This is a genomic window from Nonomuraea sp. NPDC005650, from assembly GCF_040605375.1.
Classification (GTDB): Bacteria; Actinomycetota; Actinomycetes; order Streptosporangiales; family Streptosporangiaceae; genus Nonomuraea.
The window spans coordinates 150870-164123 of the sequence record NZ_JBEXCR010000007.1 but is presented as its reverse complement, the minus strand read 5'-3'; the positions used below and the strand labels follow the sequence as shown (position 1 = coordinate 164123).

11 protein-coding genes are annotated in these 13254 nt (G+C 71.5%); 6 read left to right on the top strand and 5 right to left on the bottom strand.

The window, feature by feature from the left end; translation table 11 throughout:
- Nucleotides 1–579 precede the first annotated feature (579 nt).
- From ABZS69_RS14140 to mtrA, 4 genes are all read right to left on the bottom strand, one after another.
- Complete coding sequence (locus tag ABZS69_RS14140; RefSeq protein WP_355371056.1) at nucleotides 580–1263, bottom strand: ComF family protein; 684 nt, start codon at nucleotides 1261–1263, stop codon at nucleotides 580–582.
- Nucleotides 1264–1368: 105 nt separating this feature from the next.
- Nucleotides 1369–3096 carry an LpqB family beta-propeller domain-containing protein gene (locus ABZS69_RS14135; protein WP_355371054.1) on the bottom strand — a complete coding sequence of 576 codons (1728 nt, stop codon included), beginning with the start codon at nucleotides 3094–3096 and terminating at the stop codon, nucleotides 1369–1371.
- A complete protein-coding gene (mtrB, locus tag ABZS69_RS14130; protein ID WP_355371051.1) occupies nucleotides 3083–4705 on the bottom strand; it encodes an MtrAB system histidine kinase MtrB in 1623 nt (540 codons plus the stop codon). Before mtrB ends, ABZS69_RS14135 begins: the two co-directional genes overlap by 14 nt.
- 120 nt (nucleotides 4706–4825) lie before the next feature.
- Entirely contained in the window at nucleotides 4826–5503 is a 678-nt protein-coding gene (gene mtrA / locus ABZS69_RS14125) for an MtrAB system response regulator MtrA (RefSeq protein ID WP_043620615.1), read from the bottom strand.
- A 272-nt stretch (nucleotides 5504–5775) separates the two neighbouring features.
- Between mtrA and ABZS69_RS14120 the strand changes: the two genes are divergently transcribed.
- The 5 genes from ABZS69_RS14120 to ABZS69_RS14100 are packed head-to-tail and all read left to right on the top strand — an operon-like array spanning nucleotide 5776 to nucleotide 11239.
- Complete coding sequence (locus tag ABZS69_RS14120; RefSeq protein WP_355371047.1) at nucleotides 5776–7041, top strand: glycerophosphoryl diester phosphodiesterase membrane domain-containing protein; 1266 nt, start codon at nucleotides 5776–5778, stop codon at nucleotides 7039–7041.
- Nucleotides 7038–7721 carry a DUF4129 domain-containing protein gene (locus tag ABZS69_RS14115; protein ID WP_355371044.1) on the top strand — a complete coding sequence of 228 codons (684 nt, stop codon included), beginning with the start codon at nucleotides 7038–7040 and terminating at the stop codon, nucleotides 7719–7721. The genes ABZS69_RS14120 and ABZS69_RS14115 overlap by 4 nt, the downstream gene beginning before the upstream one ends.
- A complete protein-coding gene (locus tag ABZS69_RS14110) occupies nucleotides 7718–8896 on the top strand; it encodes a DUF4350 domain-containing protein (RefSeq protein ID WP_355371041.1) in 1179 nt (392 codons plus the stop codon). Before ABZS69_RS14115 ends, ABZS69_RS14110 begins: the two co-directional genes overlap by 4 nt.
- Nucleotides 8886–9866, top strand: coding sequence for a MoxR family ATPase (locus ABZS69_RS14105; protein WP_355371038.1), 981 nt, complete (start codon nucleotides 8886–8888; stop codon nucleotides 9864–9866). The genes ABZS69_RS14110 and ABZS69_RS14105 overlap by 11 nt, the downstream gene beginning before the upstream one ends.
- Complete coding sequence (locus ABZS69_RS14100; RefSeq protein WP_355371035.1) at nucleotides 9866–11239, top strand: DUF58 domain-containing protein; 1374 nt, start codon at nucleotides 9866–9868, stop codon at nucleotides 11237–11239. The genes ABZS69_RS14105 and ABZS69_RS14100 overlap by 1 nt, the downstream gene beginning before the upstream one ends.
- 31 nt (nucleotides 11240–11270) lie before the next feature.
- Here the strand turns inward: ABZS69_RS14100 and ABZS69_RS14095 are convergent, their stop codons facing one another.
- The gene (locus ABZS69_RS14095; RefSeq protein ID WP_355371032.1) at nucleotides 11271–12263 is read right to left on the bottom strand and encodes a stage II sporulation protein M; all 993 of its coding nucleotides are present in this window, start codon (nucleotides 12261–12263) and stop codon (nucleotides 11271–11273) included.
- A gap of 51 nt (nucleotides 12264–12314) precedes the next feature.
- On the opposite strand from ABZS69_RS14095, the gene ABZS69_RS14090 reads away from it, so the two are divergent.
- Nucleotides 12315–13254: RDD family protein (locus tag ABZS69_RS14090; protein ID WP_355371029.1), on the top strand; the 940-nt coding region annotated here is incomplete at its 3' end.

Below are 13254 nucleotides of genomic sequence, written 5' to 3'. Positions count from 1 at the left end.
TGCCTGCCGGACGGGGTCTTCTGTCTGCCTTTCTGTCACCGTTACCCTCTTCCGACTCTGCGTCACCGGGAACTCGGTTGGCACCCGCCCGGCCGACCTGGTCTTCGACCCCACATCCGCCTGCTGAGGGGTTCGCAGCTCTGTTGCCACTACTGCCCTTCTCTTCTGACGAGGGACATCTGGACCCTCGGGAAGGCAGGACTTATCCCTAAGCCGCACCGTGATCGGTCGACAAAGAGTCGCCTTACGTGGACCGTTTTGCCTGCGGCTGGCATCGGCTAGCAGAGCCGGGGACACCGACTCTGCGCAACCACGGACCCGAACGGGTGCCATGTCAGAACGCTATCCGCATCCTGGGCGAATGTCAGCCGGAGGATCGGCCAAAGGATCACGTACCGTGATTTTCCCGAGGTCCTCATGGCCTCCCAAATGCCCCATTTAACCGATCGGCAACCCTTATGAGGATGGGGCTCCCGCCCACTGAGCAGCCCCACCGCCACCTTGGGGGAAGTGACATGTGGCCTCCAGGTGAGGATAGCGATTTGGATCTTTCTTTACGCACCGTAACCGTAATCCTTTTCAAGATCTTCGGCGTGTCGCGGCCACGGTCGCGGCCAGCGGCACCTCGACCCCGGCCGAGCTCAGCGCCCTGGCGGCCTCCACCAGGGTGGCCCCGGTCGTGACGATGTCGTCCAGGAGCACCGCACAGCCCGCTGGAGCGCCTTTCGCGGCCCGCCGCACCTGGAGTGACCCCGCGAGGTTGGAGCTCCTCTCGGCGGAGCTCAGCCCCGCCTGGTCGGCCACCCGCCTCGCCTGGCCCAGCGCCGGCCAGCTCTCGGCCCGCATGCCCCATGCCCGCAACTGCCCCGCCGCCAGCACCGCCAGCCGCCCGACCGGGTCGTGGCCCCGGTGCCGGCGCGTCCGCCGCGCGCTCGGCACCGGCACCACCGCGAACCGCCCGCCGGCCCAGGGCGCCTTCGCGCCGTTCGCCGCCGTCACGACGGTGAACGCCACGGCCTCCGCCAGCACCCCTGCCAGCGCCACCGCGCCCCGCTCCTTGTACGCCACGACCGCCCTGCGCACCGCGCCCTCGTACGGCGCCGCGGACCAGCAGTCGGGCAGGCCGCCCGGCACGGGCTCGGGCAACCGCCTGGCGGGCGCGCCCACGAGCTCGGCATGGCAGCCCGCGCACCACCGCCCGCCATCGGCGCCGCACCCGGCGCAGGACTGCGGGAGGACGAGGTCGAGCACGGCGGTCAGCACGCGTGCCAGGATGCCGCCCGCGACCGACAATTTCCGCGCGGGCAGCCGGTCGCGGGCGGGTGGTGGCTGCGGGTGGAAACGTCGCTCGGGGATGGTCGCCGGTGGTCAGCCCAGGGGGAAGAGTGGGGTGCTGGCGCCGGATTCGATCTTGGTGGTCCAGGACTGCCGGTCCTGGCTGAGCTCCATGATCTGGTTGCTCTTGTCCGTCTTCGCCTCGGCCAGCACGCGGTCGTTCACCGCCGCCACCGACACGAGCGGCTCCTTCAAGGGCACCCCCTCGATCTCGCCGTCCCCCACGTTGATCTCGTTGAGCACCTGCCCCGCCTTGCTCCTCACCAGCACGAGCAGATGCTCGTCATCCCCCCAGGCCACGTCGATGATGCTGGTGCCGCCCTCGATGGTGGTCAGGGCATGGACGTTGCCCAGCATGATCCCCGCCGCCCCGCCCGTGAGCGCGCCGATCTGGACCGTGTTCTGCCCGGTGGTGATCGCCACCCGCACCCCGTCCCTGGCGATCCTGAGCCGGGTGACGTCCAGGCCGGTCAGCTTGGGCGAGGAGATCCGCTGGGGCCCCTTCCCGCTCATCGGGTCGTACCGGAGCAGGGCGGAGTTCCTCTGGTCGTAGGTCCATAGGGACCCGTCCCGGTGCCACGTCGGCGGGGTCAGCTCGCCCTTCATGACCTCCTGCCAGCGCCCCGACTGCGTCAGCGCGGCGACCGAGATGCCGGTCGAGGTCCTGGCGGCGACGTACCCGCCGTCCTTGGAGAGGGCGAAGTCTTGGAAGCCCTCGCGCTCCTCCCCCGCCGGACCCGGCACGGAGCCCGCGGGACCGTCCTTGCTCATGTAGTGGACGGCGCCCTTGCTGATGTAGTACGCGGTGTCGCTGGTGGCGTCCAGCCAGTCGTCGTCGGAGTCGGGCCGGTCTACGGAGTAGGACTCCCCGTCCACCTGGATCTCGATGACGCGGCCCTTGGCGATCTCGTTCTTGTTGAGGCTGTACCTGATCTGCGCCCGCAGGGAGTCCTCGGCGCTCAGGTCAAGGGGGTCGAGAGGGCCGGAGAGGTTGATCACCACGCGGTCCTCGCCGGACCTGATCGACTGGACCTTGGTGCCGGACGGGAAGCTCGTCGTCACCGCCCCCTGCAGGGCCGAGGTGGGGCTCTTGAGCAGCCGCTCCAGGATGGTCTGCGCGTACGTCTCCGTCGGCTTCAGCCGCAGGCGTACGCGGTCCACGACCAGCGTGTTCGGGCTGTTGCCGTTCACGTAGTAGAGGTTCGTGGGCCGGTACGCGCGGGCCACGTCGGAGTTGGTGAGCAGCAGCCCGTTGGGCAGGCTGCTGACCAGGTAGCCGCCGCCCTGGGACTTCACGAGCTCGACGGAGTAGTCGTCCCACTGGCCCTCGGTGGGGGCGTACGAGTCGTCCTCGTTGATGCGCGCCACCCACCGGCCCTTGAGCATGACCTTCTCCACCGGCCCCAGCTCGTCACTCTGAGGGGGAGGAACGACCTCGAACGCGTCGTCGACCACCGTCACCGGGCCCGAGGCGCTCCACTTCGCCCGCGCCTCCGGGGTCAGGTACTGGGGCAGGACGGTCGGGTCGTCGGCGTAGGCGGCCATGGCCGCCTGCAGGCCCCTGATCGTCTGCTCCTCGTTCCAGGACTTGTCGGGCGGAAGGGCGATCATGCGGTGGAACGGCTTGCTCAGCGGGTCGCCGCTGCCGGCCTCGTTGACGGTGGTGGGCCCGGTCACGGGGATCACGGTGCAACCGGTGCCCGCGCAGGCCACGGCGACCATGATCGCGATCACCGCGCCGAGCCGCCTAGTCCTCGTCATGGCCGGTCCCGTCCGCCGAGGCCGGCAGCAGCACCGGCGTCATGGCCGTGCGCCACGTACGTCGCATCTCGATCTCCGGCGGCACCAGCGACAGCGGGGAGCCCTTCAGATCGGCGCCGGCCGTCCTCGGCAGCGTCAGCCTGAACTGCGAGCCCTCCCCCGGCTGTCCCCACGCCTGCAGCCAGCCGCCGTGCAGCGTGGCGTCCTCGCGGGAGATCGCCAGCCCGAGTCCGGTGCCGCCGATCGTGCGCGCCCGCGACGGGTCGGCCCGCCAGAACCGGTCGAACACCATCGTGTCCTCCCCGCCCTTCAGCCCGATCCCGTGGTCGCGCACCGCGACCGCGACCGCGTCGCGGTCGGCGCCGACGGTGACCACGATGTCCCTGCCCTCGCCGTGCTCGATGGCGTTGAACAGCAGGTTGCGCAGGATCCGCTCGACCCTGCGGTTGTCGATCTCGGCCATGCACGGCTCGTTCGGCAGCCGGAGCTCGAAGCGGGTCGTGTGCCGCTCGGCCAGCGCCTCGGAGTCGGCGATGGCCCGCAGCACCACGTCGCGCACGTCCACGGGGTCGAGGTCGAGCGTGGCGGCGCCGGCGTCGTAGCGGCTGATCTCCAGCAGGTCGGCCAGCATCGACTCGAACCGTTCGAGCTGGGCCTGCATGAGCTCCGCCGAGCGGGAGGCCATCGGGTCGAAGTCCTCGCGCGCGTCGTAGAGCAGGTCGGCGGCCATGCGCACGGTCGTCAGCGGGGTGCGCAGCTCGTGGGAGACGTCGGAGACGAACTGCCGCTGGACCTGCGAGAGCTCCTCCAGCTGGTGGATCTTCAGGGTCAGGTTGGCGGCCATCTCGTTGAACGAGTTCGCCAGGCGGGCCAGGTCGTCCTCGCCGCGAACCTTGAGCCGTTCGTCCAGTTTGCCGGAGGCCAGGCGCTCGGCGGCCTGGCGCGCCAGCCGCACCGGGGTGACGACCTGGCGGGCGACCAGGTACGCGATGGCGGCCAGCAGCAGCACGAGCCCGAGGCCGACCACGACGATGGCCAGCCGGACGTTGGACAGCAGCCCCTCTTCGTCCGTGAACGGGAAGAAGTGGTAGACCTCGTAGTTCTGGCCGGTGGAGGGCACGTGCACGGTGCCGCCGACCACGTAGGTGAGCCTGGGCTGGCTCTCGCCGGCGAACTTGATCTTCTCGATGGACCCGACGGTCTTCTTCTTCACGTTGTGCCGCAGGCTCTCCGGCACGTTCGACGGCACGACGCCCCCGGACGCCCGCGACTGGCCCGGGGTCGTCTCGTTGAGGATCAGCACGTCGTAGCGCTTCTTGGAGCCGTTCTCACCCGATCCGGTGACGATGTCCATGACGTCGTCGAGCGGGTTGGCCGAGCCCTTCTTACCGCTGTCGGCGGGTTTGCCCGGATCGTCGGCCTCGGGCGCCAGCGCGTCGGCGATCTGGAGACGGTCGGCGAACGCCTCGCTGGCGGAGGAGCGCTGACTGCTCTGCACGACCGACCGGTTGATCTGCTCGGACAGGAACGTGCCCAGCACGACAACCACGATCACGGAGATCACCAGCGTGCTGGTGACCACCTGGAGCTGGAGCGACCGCCTCCACACGCTCCGTGCCCTGCCCGCCGCACGGCGCACCCGCCGGCGAACGCCGCCTAGAATCTGGCGGAATGTCCGTCGGCGGAAGCGTTTCTTCTTCGCCGGGGGCACGGCAGGACGAGGCGCGGCTTAGGCGGGGCCGGCTTTGTAGCCGACGCCGCGGACCGTCACCACGATCTCGGGGTGCTCGGGGTCCTTCTCGATCTTGGCCCTGAGCCGTTGTACGTGCACGTTGACCAGCCGCGTGTCGGCCGCGTGGCGGTAGCCCCAGACCTGCTCCAGCAGGACCTCGCGGGTGAACACCTGGCGCGGCTTGCGGGCCAGCGCGACCAGCAGGTCGAACTCCAGCGGCGTGAGGTTGATCGTCTCCTCGCCCCGCTTGACCGAATGCCCCGCCACGTCGATGGTGATGTCGCCGATCTGGAGGATCTCGGGGGTCGGCTCGTCGGTGCGGCGAAGCCGCGCGCGCACCCGGGCCACGAGCTCCTTCGGCTTGAACGGCTTGACGATGTAGTCGTCGGCCCCGGACTCCAGCCCGAGAACGACGTCGATCGTGTCGCTCTTGGCCGTGAGCATCACGATCGGAACCCCCGACTCAGCCCTGATCCTGCGTGCGACGTCGATGCCATCGGCCCCCGGTAGCATCAGGTCGAGCAGTACCAGATCCGGGCGTGTATCCCGGAACGCATCGAGGGCCTTGTCGCCGTCGGAGACAAAAGACGGCTCGAAGCCTTCCCCTCGCAGGACGATCCCAAGCATCTCGGCGAGAGCGGCGTCGTCATCGACGACCAGCACGCGACCTTTCATGGCCCCTCATTCGTTCTACGCATTGTGGGACATACCCGCACGATCGCTGAAGGTTACCCTTGGTCGGCCCATGAGTGTGACATGAGCCATGCAAAAGGCGAATTTTAGGTCCGCCCCCCGCGACCGCAATCTCAAGTCTGCGGTAACAGAGCAACTTTCGGCCATCCCCTGGACGTGAACCTCGGCTGGATTCGCCATGGAATACGGGCTTGATGCGACGGCGAATGCGCTCAGCGACACCAATGCCCCGTTCAGCATGCCAGGATTGGGATATGTCAGACGGTCACGGTCCCCCGCCCGAGACGCCATCAGGCTGGTCGGCCGAACAGCCCCCGCCCTACAGCGCCCCGCAGGCCTCCCCGTGGACCGCGCCAGGCGCGCCGCAGCAGACGCCCTACGGGCAGCCGAGCGCGCAGCCGTACGGGGAGCCCCTTCAGCAACATCAGCCACTGGGACCCGGGCCCCAAACACCTTATCCGCCCTATCCACATCCTCAGCCCGGTTACGGCTACGCGCCGCCCCAGCCGGCGCTCAGACCGGGGATCATCCCGCTGCGCCCGCTGGGTCTCGGCGACATCCTCGACGGCACGATCAAGCTGATCCGGTCCAACCCGAAGGCCGTGCTCGGCCTGTCGGCCGTCGCGGCCCTGCTCGCCGCCGTGCCGCTGGCCGTCGGCCAGGCGTTCGTGCTCGACACCATGAGCGGCTCGCTCACCGACCCCGAGAGCATGGCCACCACCTCCGGCCAGCTCACCGGCGTCGCCGCCCAGTACGGCGGCACGCTCGTCTCCTACGTGGTCCAGTTCGTCGTGGTCACGCTGCTGACCGGCGTGCTGACCCGGATTCTCGGCCGGGCCGTCTTCGGCGGCAACCTGTCGGCCGGGGAGGCGTGGCGGCTGGTCAAGGGCAGGGTGCCCGCGCTGTTCGGCGTCGTGGGCCTGATGGCCGTCATCATGGTGGTGCCGCTGGTCGTGATCGTGCTGCTCATCGTGGTGGTCGCGATGAACGTCCCCTCCGACGGGGTCGGCCTGATCCTCGCGCTGGCCTTCCTGTTCATGATCGCCTACCTCGGCTACTACCTGTTCTTCACCACCCGCTTCGCCTTCGCCTCGCCCATCGTGGTGCTGGAGGGCAGAGGGGCGATCGACGCCATGCGGCGCTCGTGGCACCTGGTGACCGGCGACTTCTGGCGCGTCCTCGGCATCCTGCTCCTCACGTCCCTGCTGGTCGGGCTCGTGGCGGGCGTCCTGTCGGTGCCCTTCACGCTGGCGGGCACGCTGTTCGGCATGCTCAGCGGGGGCTCGGTGGTCAGCACCGTCGTGTCGGCCGTGCTCATCGCCGCCGGCGGCACGCTCGCCTCGATGCTCACCTATCCGTTCCAGGCCGGGGTCGCCGGGCTGCTCTACGCCGACCGGCGCATGCGCAGTGAGGCGTTCGACCTCGTGCTGCAGACGGCGGCCATCGAGCAGCAGCGCCAGGGATGGGTGCACGCCTCCGCGGACGAGCTCTGGCACCCCTCCAACTCCGCCAGGCCGTGAGCCCGATCGACAGGGAGGAGGCCGCGCGCCGGGCCGCGGAGGAGCTCCTCAGACCTGCGTACGAGAAGGAGTCGTGGCCCGACCTGATCTACCGGCGGGTCATGCAGTTCCTCGGCGACCTGGTGGACAGGGCCGCGGGCGGCGGCACCGCCGGTGGGATCATCGCCTCCGTGATCATCGTGCTGGTCCTCCTCACGCTGATCGTGCTGATCTCGTGGCAGCTCCGCAAGGCCACCCGCAAGAACGCGCTCACCGTGGGCGGGCTGTTCGGGGAGCGGGTGATGACGGCGGCCGAGCACCGGGCGGCGGCCGCCGGGCTGGCCGCCGAGGAGCGCTGGACCGAGGCCGTCCAGGAACGGCTCCGCGCCATCGCCCGCGACCTGGAGGAACGCGCGCTGGTCGACGGCATGCCTGGGCGCACGGCCGACGAGCTGACCCGCGAGGCGGCCCTCTCGCTGCCCGGCTTCGCCACGAGGCTGGCGGCGGCGGCCCGGTCGTTCGACGACGTGACGTACGGCGGGGTGCCGGGCACGCGGGAGGCGTACGAGACGATGACCGACCTGGACGAGCAGCTCCGCCAGGCCCGGCCGGTGCCGGTCGGGGCCGGCGCGGCGGCCACGGCCTGGACCCCGGTCGGCACGGCCTCGGGCGAGCGGCCCGGGGCGGGTGGGACGGCATGAGCGTCCTCACGCGGCCCGCGGGCGGCCCGTCCTACTCGACCTCCCCCACCGCGCGCTCCACCTGGCGCGGCAGCCGGATCATCGCCCTGCTCGGCCTCATCGTCGTGCTCGTCGCGGTCGCGGGCGTCCTGTTCGGCCCGGAGTCGGGCCCGTCGCGGGCCCTGGACCCCGACGACACCACCCTGGCGGGCTCCAAGGCGCTGGCCGAGGTGCTCAGGTCGCGGGGCGTCGCGGTGGACCGGGTCGACTCCGTCGAAGCCGCCGCCGCCAAGGCCGCGACCGGCAACCGGCTGCTGCTGATCACCGACATGTCGTACTTCGACGAATACACCCTGGCCCGGCTCCAGGGCGACCGGCTGATCGTCGGCGACGTCCCCGGCCTCGACGCCCTCGCCCCCGGCGTGCGCAGCGAGCAGGCCCCGGCGCGCACGCGCTCGCGTGAGCCCGAGTGCGCGCTGCCCGCCGCCACGGCCGCGGGCAGCGCCTACCTGGGCGGCGCCGTCTTCACGGGCCCCTCAGGGGCCACCGGCTGCTACCCGGCCGGCGACGGATACACGCTGGTCAGCTTCCCGCAGGCGGGCGGCGTGACCACGGTCGTCGGCGACGGCGGCTTCCTGACCAACCAGCGCCTGGCCGAGGACGGCAACGCCGCGCTCGCGCTCAACCTGATCGGCACCGGCAGGCCCGTGACCTGGCTGGTCCGCCCCGAGACCCCGCCGCCCGTCGCCGAGCTGCCGGGCGAGCGGGGCAAATCGATGTACGACCTCATGCCCGAGAGCATCCGCTGGACCGTCTACATGTCCCTCATCGCCCTGGCCGTCACGGCGTTCTGGCGGGGCAGGCGGCTGGGCCCCGTGGTGACGGAGAAGCTGCCCGTCATCGTGCGCGCGGCCGAGACCGTCGAAGGCCGCGGCAGGCTCTACCGGGCCAGGCGCGCGCGGCAACGGGCGGCGGAGTCGCTGCGCGAGGGCACGATCGACCGGCTCACGCCCAGGCTGGGGCTCGGTTCGGGGGCCGGGCCGAACGAGGTCGTCGCGGCGCTCGCCGCCCGCACCGGCCAGGACCCTCAGCAGGTCGGCGCGGCGCTCTACGGGCCGCCGCCGGCGGACGACGCCGGGCTCGTCGGGTTGGCCGGATATCTGGACTTCATCGAAAGGCAGGTCAGTGAACTCTGAGGAGACGTTCCGCGTCACGGGCTACGGCGACTCGGCCAGGGAGGCGCTGGGCGCGCTGCGCGCCGAGGTGTCCAAGGCCGTGGTCGGCCAGGACGCGGTGGTGACGGGGCTGGTCATCGCGCTGCTGTGCAGGGGGCACGTGCTGCTCGAAGGCGTGCCGGGCGTGGCCAAGACGTTGATGGTGCGTACGTTGTCGGCCGCCCTGTCCCTCGACTTCAAGCGGGTGCAGTTCACGCCGGACCTGATGCCGGGTGACGTGACCGGCTCGCTGATCTACGACGCGAAGACCGCGGAGTTCGAGTTCCGCGAGGGCCCGGTGTTCACGAACCTGCTGCTCGCCGACGAGATCAACCGCACCCCGCCGAAGACCCAGGCGGCGCTGCTGGAGGCGATGGAGGAGCGTCAGGTCAGCGTCGAGGGCTCGGCTCGGCCGCTGCCCGACCCGTTCGTGGTGTGCGCGACGCAGAACCCCGTCGAGTACGAGGGCACCTACCAGCTCCCCGAGGCCCAGCTCGACCGGTTCCTGCTCAAGCTGACGGTGCCGCTGCCGCCGCGCGAGCAGGAGATCTCGGTGCTCGAACGGCACGCCCGCGGCTTCGACCCGCGCGACCTGAGCGAGATCAAGGCCGTCGCCACGGCCGAGGACCTGGCGGCCGGGCGCGAGGCGGTCTCGAACGTGCACGTGGCGCCCGAGGTGCTCGGCTACATCGTGGACGTGGCCCGCGCCACCAGAAACTCGCCGTCGCTGCAGCTCGGCGTCTCGCCGCGTGGGGCCACGGCGCTGCTGGCGGCCTCGCGGGCGTGGGCGTGGCTGTCCGGGCGCCAGTACGTGACTCCCGACGACGTGAAGGCGCTGGCCAGGCCCGCGCTGCGGCACCGGATCCAGCTCCGGCCGGAGGCCGAGCTGGAGGGCGCGACCGCCGACGGCCTGCTCGACGGCATCCTGGCCTCCGTCCCGGTCCCGCGCTGATGGCTCTCACGGGACGCGCCGGGCTGGTCGCGGCGATCGGGATCGTCGTGGTGCTGCTCGCGCCCCGGCCCGGGGCCGCGCTGGCCGGGGTCTGCCTGCTGCTGGCCGCCGCGATCGTGGCGGACCTGGTGTTCGCCGGCGCGGTGCGCCCGCTGAGGTTCCACCGTTCCGGCGACACGCTCGTACGGCTCGGCCAGCGGGCCACGGTCGAGCTGATGGTCGAGAACCTGGGCCCCAGGCGGGTGCGCGGCGTGCTGCGGGACGCCTGGCCGCCCTCGGCGGGTGCCACGCCGCGCGTCGCCGACCTGGACGTGCCCAAGGGCGAGCGCCGCAAGATCGTCGTGACGCTCGCCCCGACGAGACGTGGCGACCGCTCGTCCGTGGCGGTCACGGTGCGCTCGGTCGGGCCACTGGGCCTGGCCGCCCGCCAGGGCAGCCACCAGGCGCCGTGGTCGGTGCGCGTGCTGCCGCCGTTCCTGTCGCGCAAGCACCTGCCGTCCAGGCTGGCCCGGCTGCGCGAGCTGGACGGCCAGCACCCGGCGCTGGTGCGCGGGCAGGGGACGGAGTTCGACTCGCTGCGGGAGTACGTGGTGGGCGACGACGTGCGCTCCATCGACTGGCGGGCCACGGCGCGCCGCAACGACGTGGTCGTGCGCACCTGGCGACCGGAACGCGACCGCCGCGTGCTGATCGTGCTCGACACCGGCCGCACCTCGGCGGGCCGGGTGGGCGACGCGCCCATCCCCATGTCCGGGGCCACCGCGGGCGGCGGCGGGGTTCTGGTGCGGCCGGATCCGCGCCCGGCGCCCGGCTGGCCGCGGCTCGACTGGTCGATGGACGCCGCGCTGCTGCTGGCCGCGCTGGCCGCCAGGGCCGGTGACCAGGTCGACTTCCTCGCCTACGACCGGGCGGTGCGCGCCTGGGTGGGCGGGGCGTCGCGGACCGAGCTGCTGTCGTCGCTGGTCAACGTGATGGCACCGATCGAGGCGGAGCTGATCGAGGCCGACTCGCAGGGCATGGTGGCGGCCATCCTGTCGCGCGCCAAGCGGCGCTGCCTGGTCGTGCTGCTCACCGACCTCAACGGGGCGGCCCTCGACGAGGGGCTCATGCCGGTGCTCTCCCAGCTCTCCTCGCGCCACCTGGTGCTGGTGGCGGGGGTGTCGGACCCGCGGGTGGCGGCGATGGCGGGGCGCCGGGCGTCGGCCGAGGAAGTGTACGACGCGGCGGCGGCCGAGCACGCCCAGCTCGAACGCAGGCGCATCACGGCCCGGCTGCGGCGGCACGGGGTGGAGGTCGTGGACGCGCCTCCGGAGGACATCGCCCCCGCGCTCGCGGACGCGTACCTGGCGCTGAAGGCGGCCGGACGGCTCTGAGGGCCGAGGCAGTTCCCAGGGCCGGTCGGGCTCAGGCCGTCGGGGCGACGTCCGGCGCGCGTTCGAGGTCGCCGGTCTCGTTCTGGCGCAGGGCGCGGCGGCCGAAGGCGATCACGTACATCAGGAAGGCCACCTCCGCGAGCACGCCGATGCTCACGCGCGCCCACGTCGGCAGCCCGGAGGGCGTGACGAACGCCTCGATCAGGCCCGACACGAACAGCACCACGACCAGCCCCAGCGCCACGCTCATCACCGCCCGGCCCTGCTCGGCCAGCGCCTCCACCCGCCTGCGGGGCCCGGGGTCGATGACCGTCCAGCCCAGCCGCATGCCGACCGCCGCCGCCAGGAACACGGCGGTCAGCTCCAGCAGCCCGTGCGGCATGATCAGGCCGAAGAAGATGTCCAGCTTGTCGCGGGAGGCCATGAGGCCGCCGGAGACGGCGACGTTCGCGGCGTTCACGTAGAGCACGTACGGGATCGGCAGGCCGAGCAGCACCGAGTAGATGATCGTCTGCGCCGCGACCCACGCGTTGTTCACCCACACCTGGCTGGCGAAGGAGGCGGCCGGGTGCTCGGAGTAGTAGTCGGCGAAGTCGTGGTCGACGAGCTGGGCGATCTCGTCCGGCGAGCCGATCGTCGCCTGGACGTCGGGGTTGGCCGCCACCCACGCGCCCATCACCCACGCCACCGCGATGAACGCCAGCGTGCTCCCCAGCCACCACCACCGTGCCCGGTAGGCCACCACGGGGAACGACACCGTGAAGAACCTCACCAGCTCCCGCCAGGCGGGCGTGTGCGCCCCGGTCACCGCCGACCTGGCCCGGGCCACCAGCGCCGACAGCCGCCCGGTCAGCATCGCGTCCCTGGACGAGGAGCGCACGATGGACAGATGGGTGGACACGCGTTGGTAGAGGTCGACGAGCTCGTCCACCTCGGCACCCGTCAGCGACGAGCGGCGCTTGACGAGGTGGTCGAGCCGGTCCCATACGGGGCGGTGTGCTGTGACGAACGCATCGATGTCCACCCGAACATTCTGGCCGCTCTAACACCAGCACATAGCCGTTAGGCTCCACATATGTCTGAGGTTGTGACCGGCGACGCGGTCGTCGTCGAAGTGCGGATCGCCCAGATGCCCTCGCGCGCGCTGGCGGTCGTCATCGACATGGCCGTGCAGTTCACGGTGCTGATCGCCGCCTACGCGATCTTAGGCGCATTCTCGGTCATCTCGGACTCGGCCATGCTGGGGGCCGCGATGATCGTGTTCGTGGTGCTGGTCCTGGTCGGCTATCCCGTGATCTTCGAGTCGCTCAGCAGGGGGCGCAGCCTCGGCAAGCTCGCGCTCGGGCTCCGGGTGGTCAGCGACGACGGCAGCCCCGAGCGCTTCAGGCAGGCGCTGTTCCGCGGCCTGGCCGGGGTCGTGGAGTTCTGGATGCTCTCCGGGGCGCCCGCGCTGATCGCGTCGCTGGTCTCGCAGCGGGGCAAGCGGCTCGGCGACGTCTTCGCCGGCACCATCGTGATCTCCGAGCGGGCGCCGCGCGACTCCGGGCAGCTCATCGTGATGCCGCCGCCGCTGGCGGCCTGGGCGGCGACGCTGGAGCTCTCCCAGCTCCCCGACGAGGTGGCGCAGGCGGCCCGGCAGTACCTGTCGCGGTGGCACGACCTGTCGCCGCAGATCCAGCATGAGATGGGGGTGCGGATCGCCACCCAGGTGGCGTCCTTCGTCTCGCCCACGGCACCCGCGGGGGCGCCGCCGCACGCGTACCTGAGCGCCGTCCTGGCCGAGCGCCGCAGGAGGGAGCAGGTCCGCTTCGCGCAACGCGCCGCCAACGGCCGCCCGGCCCAGACTCCCCAGGCCCCTTACGCCCAGCCGTCGCCGTACCAGCAGCAGCCCCAGGCGCCATACCAGCAGCAGCCTTCGGCGCCGTACCAGCAGCAGCCCCAGGCGCCATACCAGCAGCAGCCTTCGGCGCCGTACCAGCAGCAGCCCCAGGCGCCATACCAGCAGCAGCCTTCGG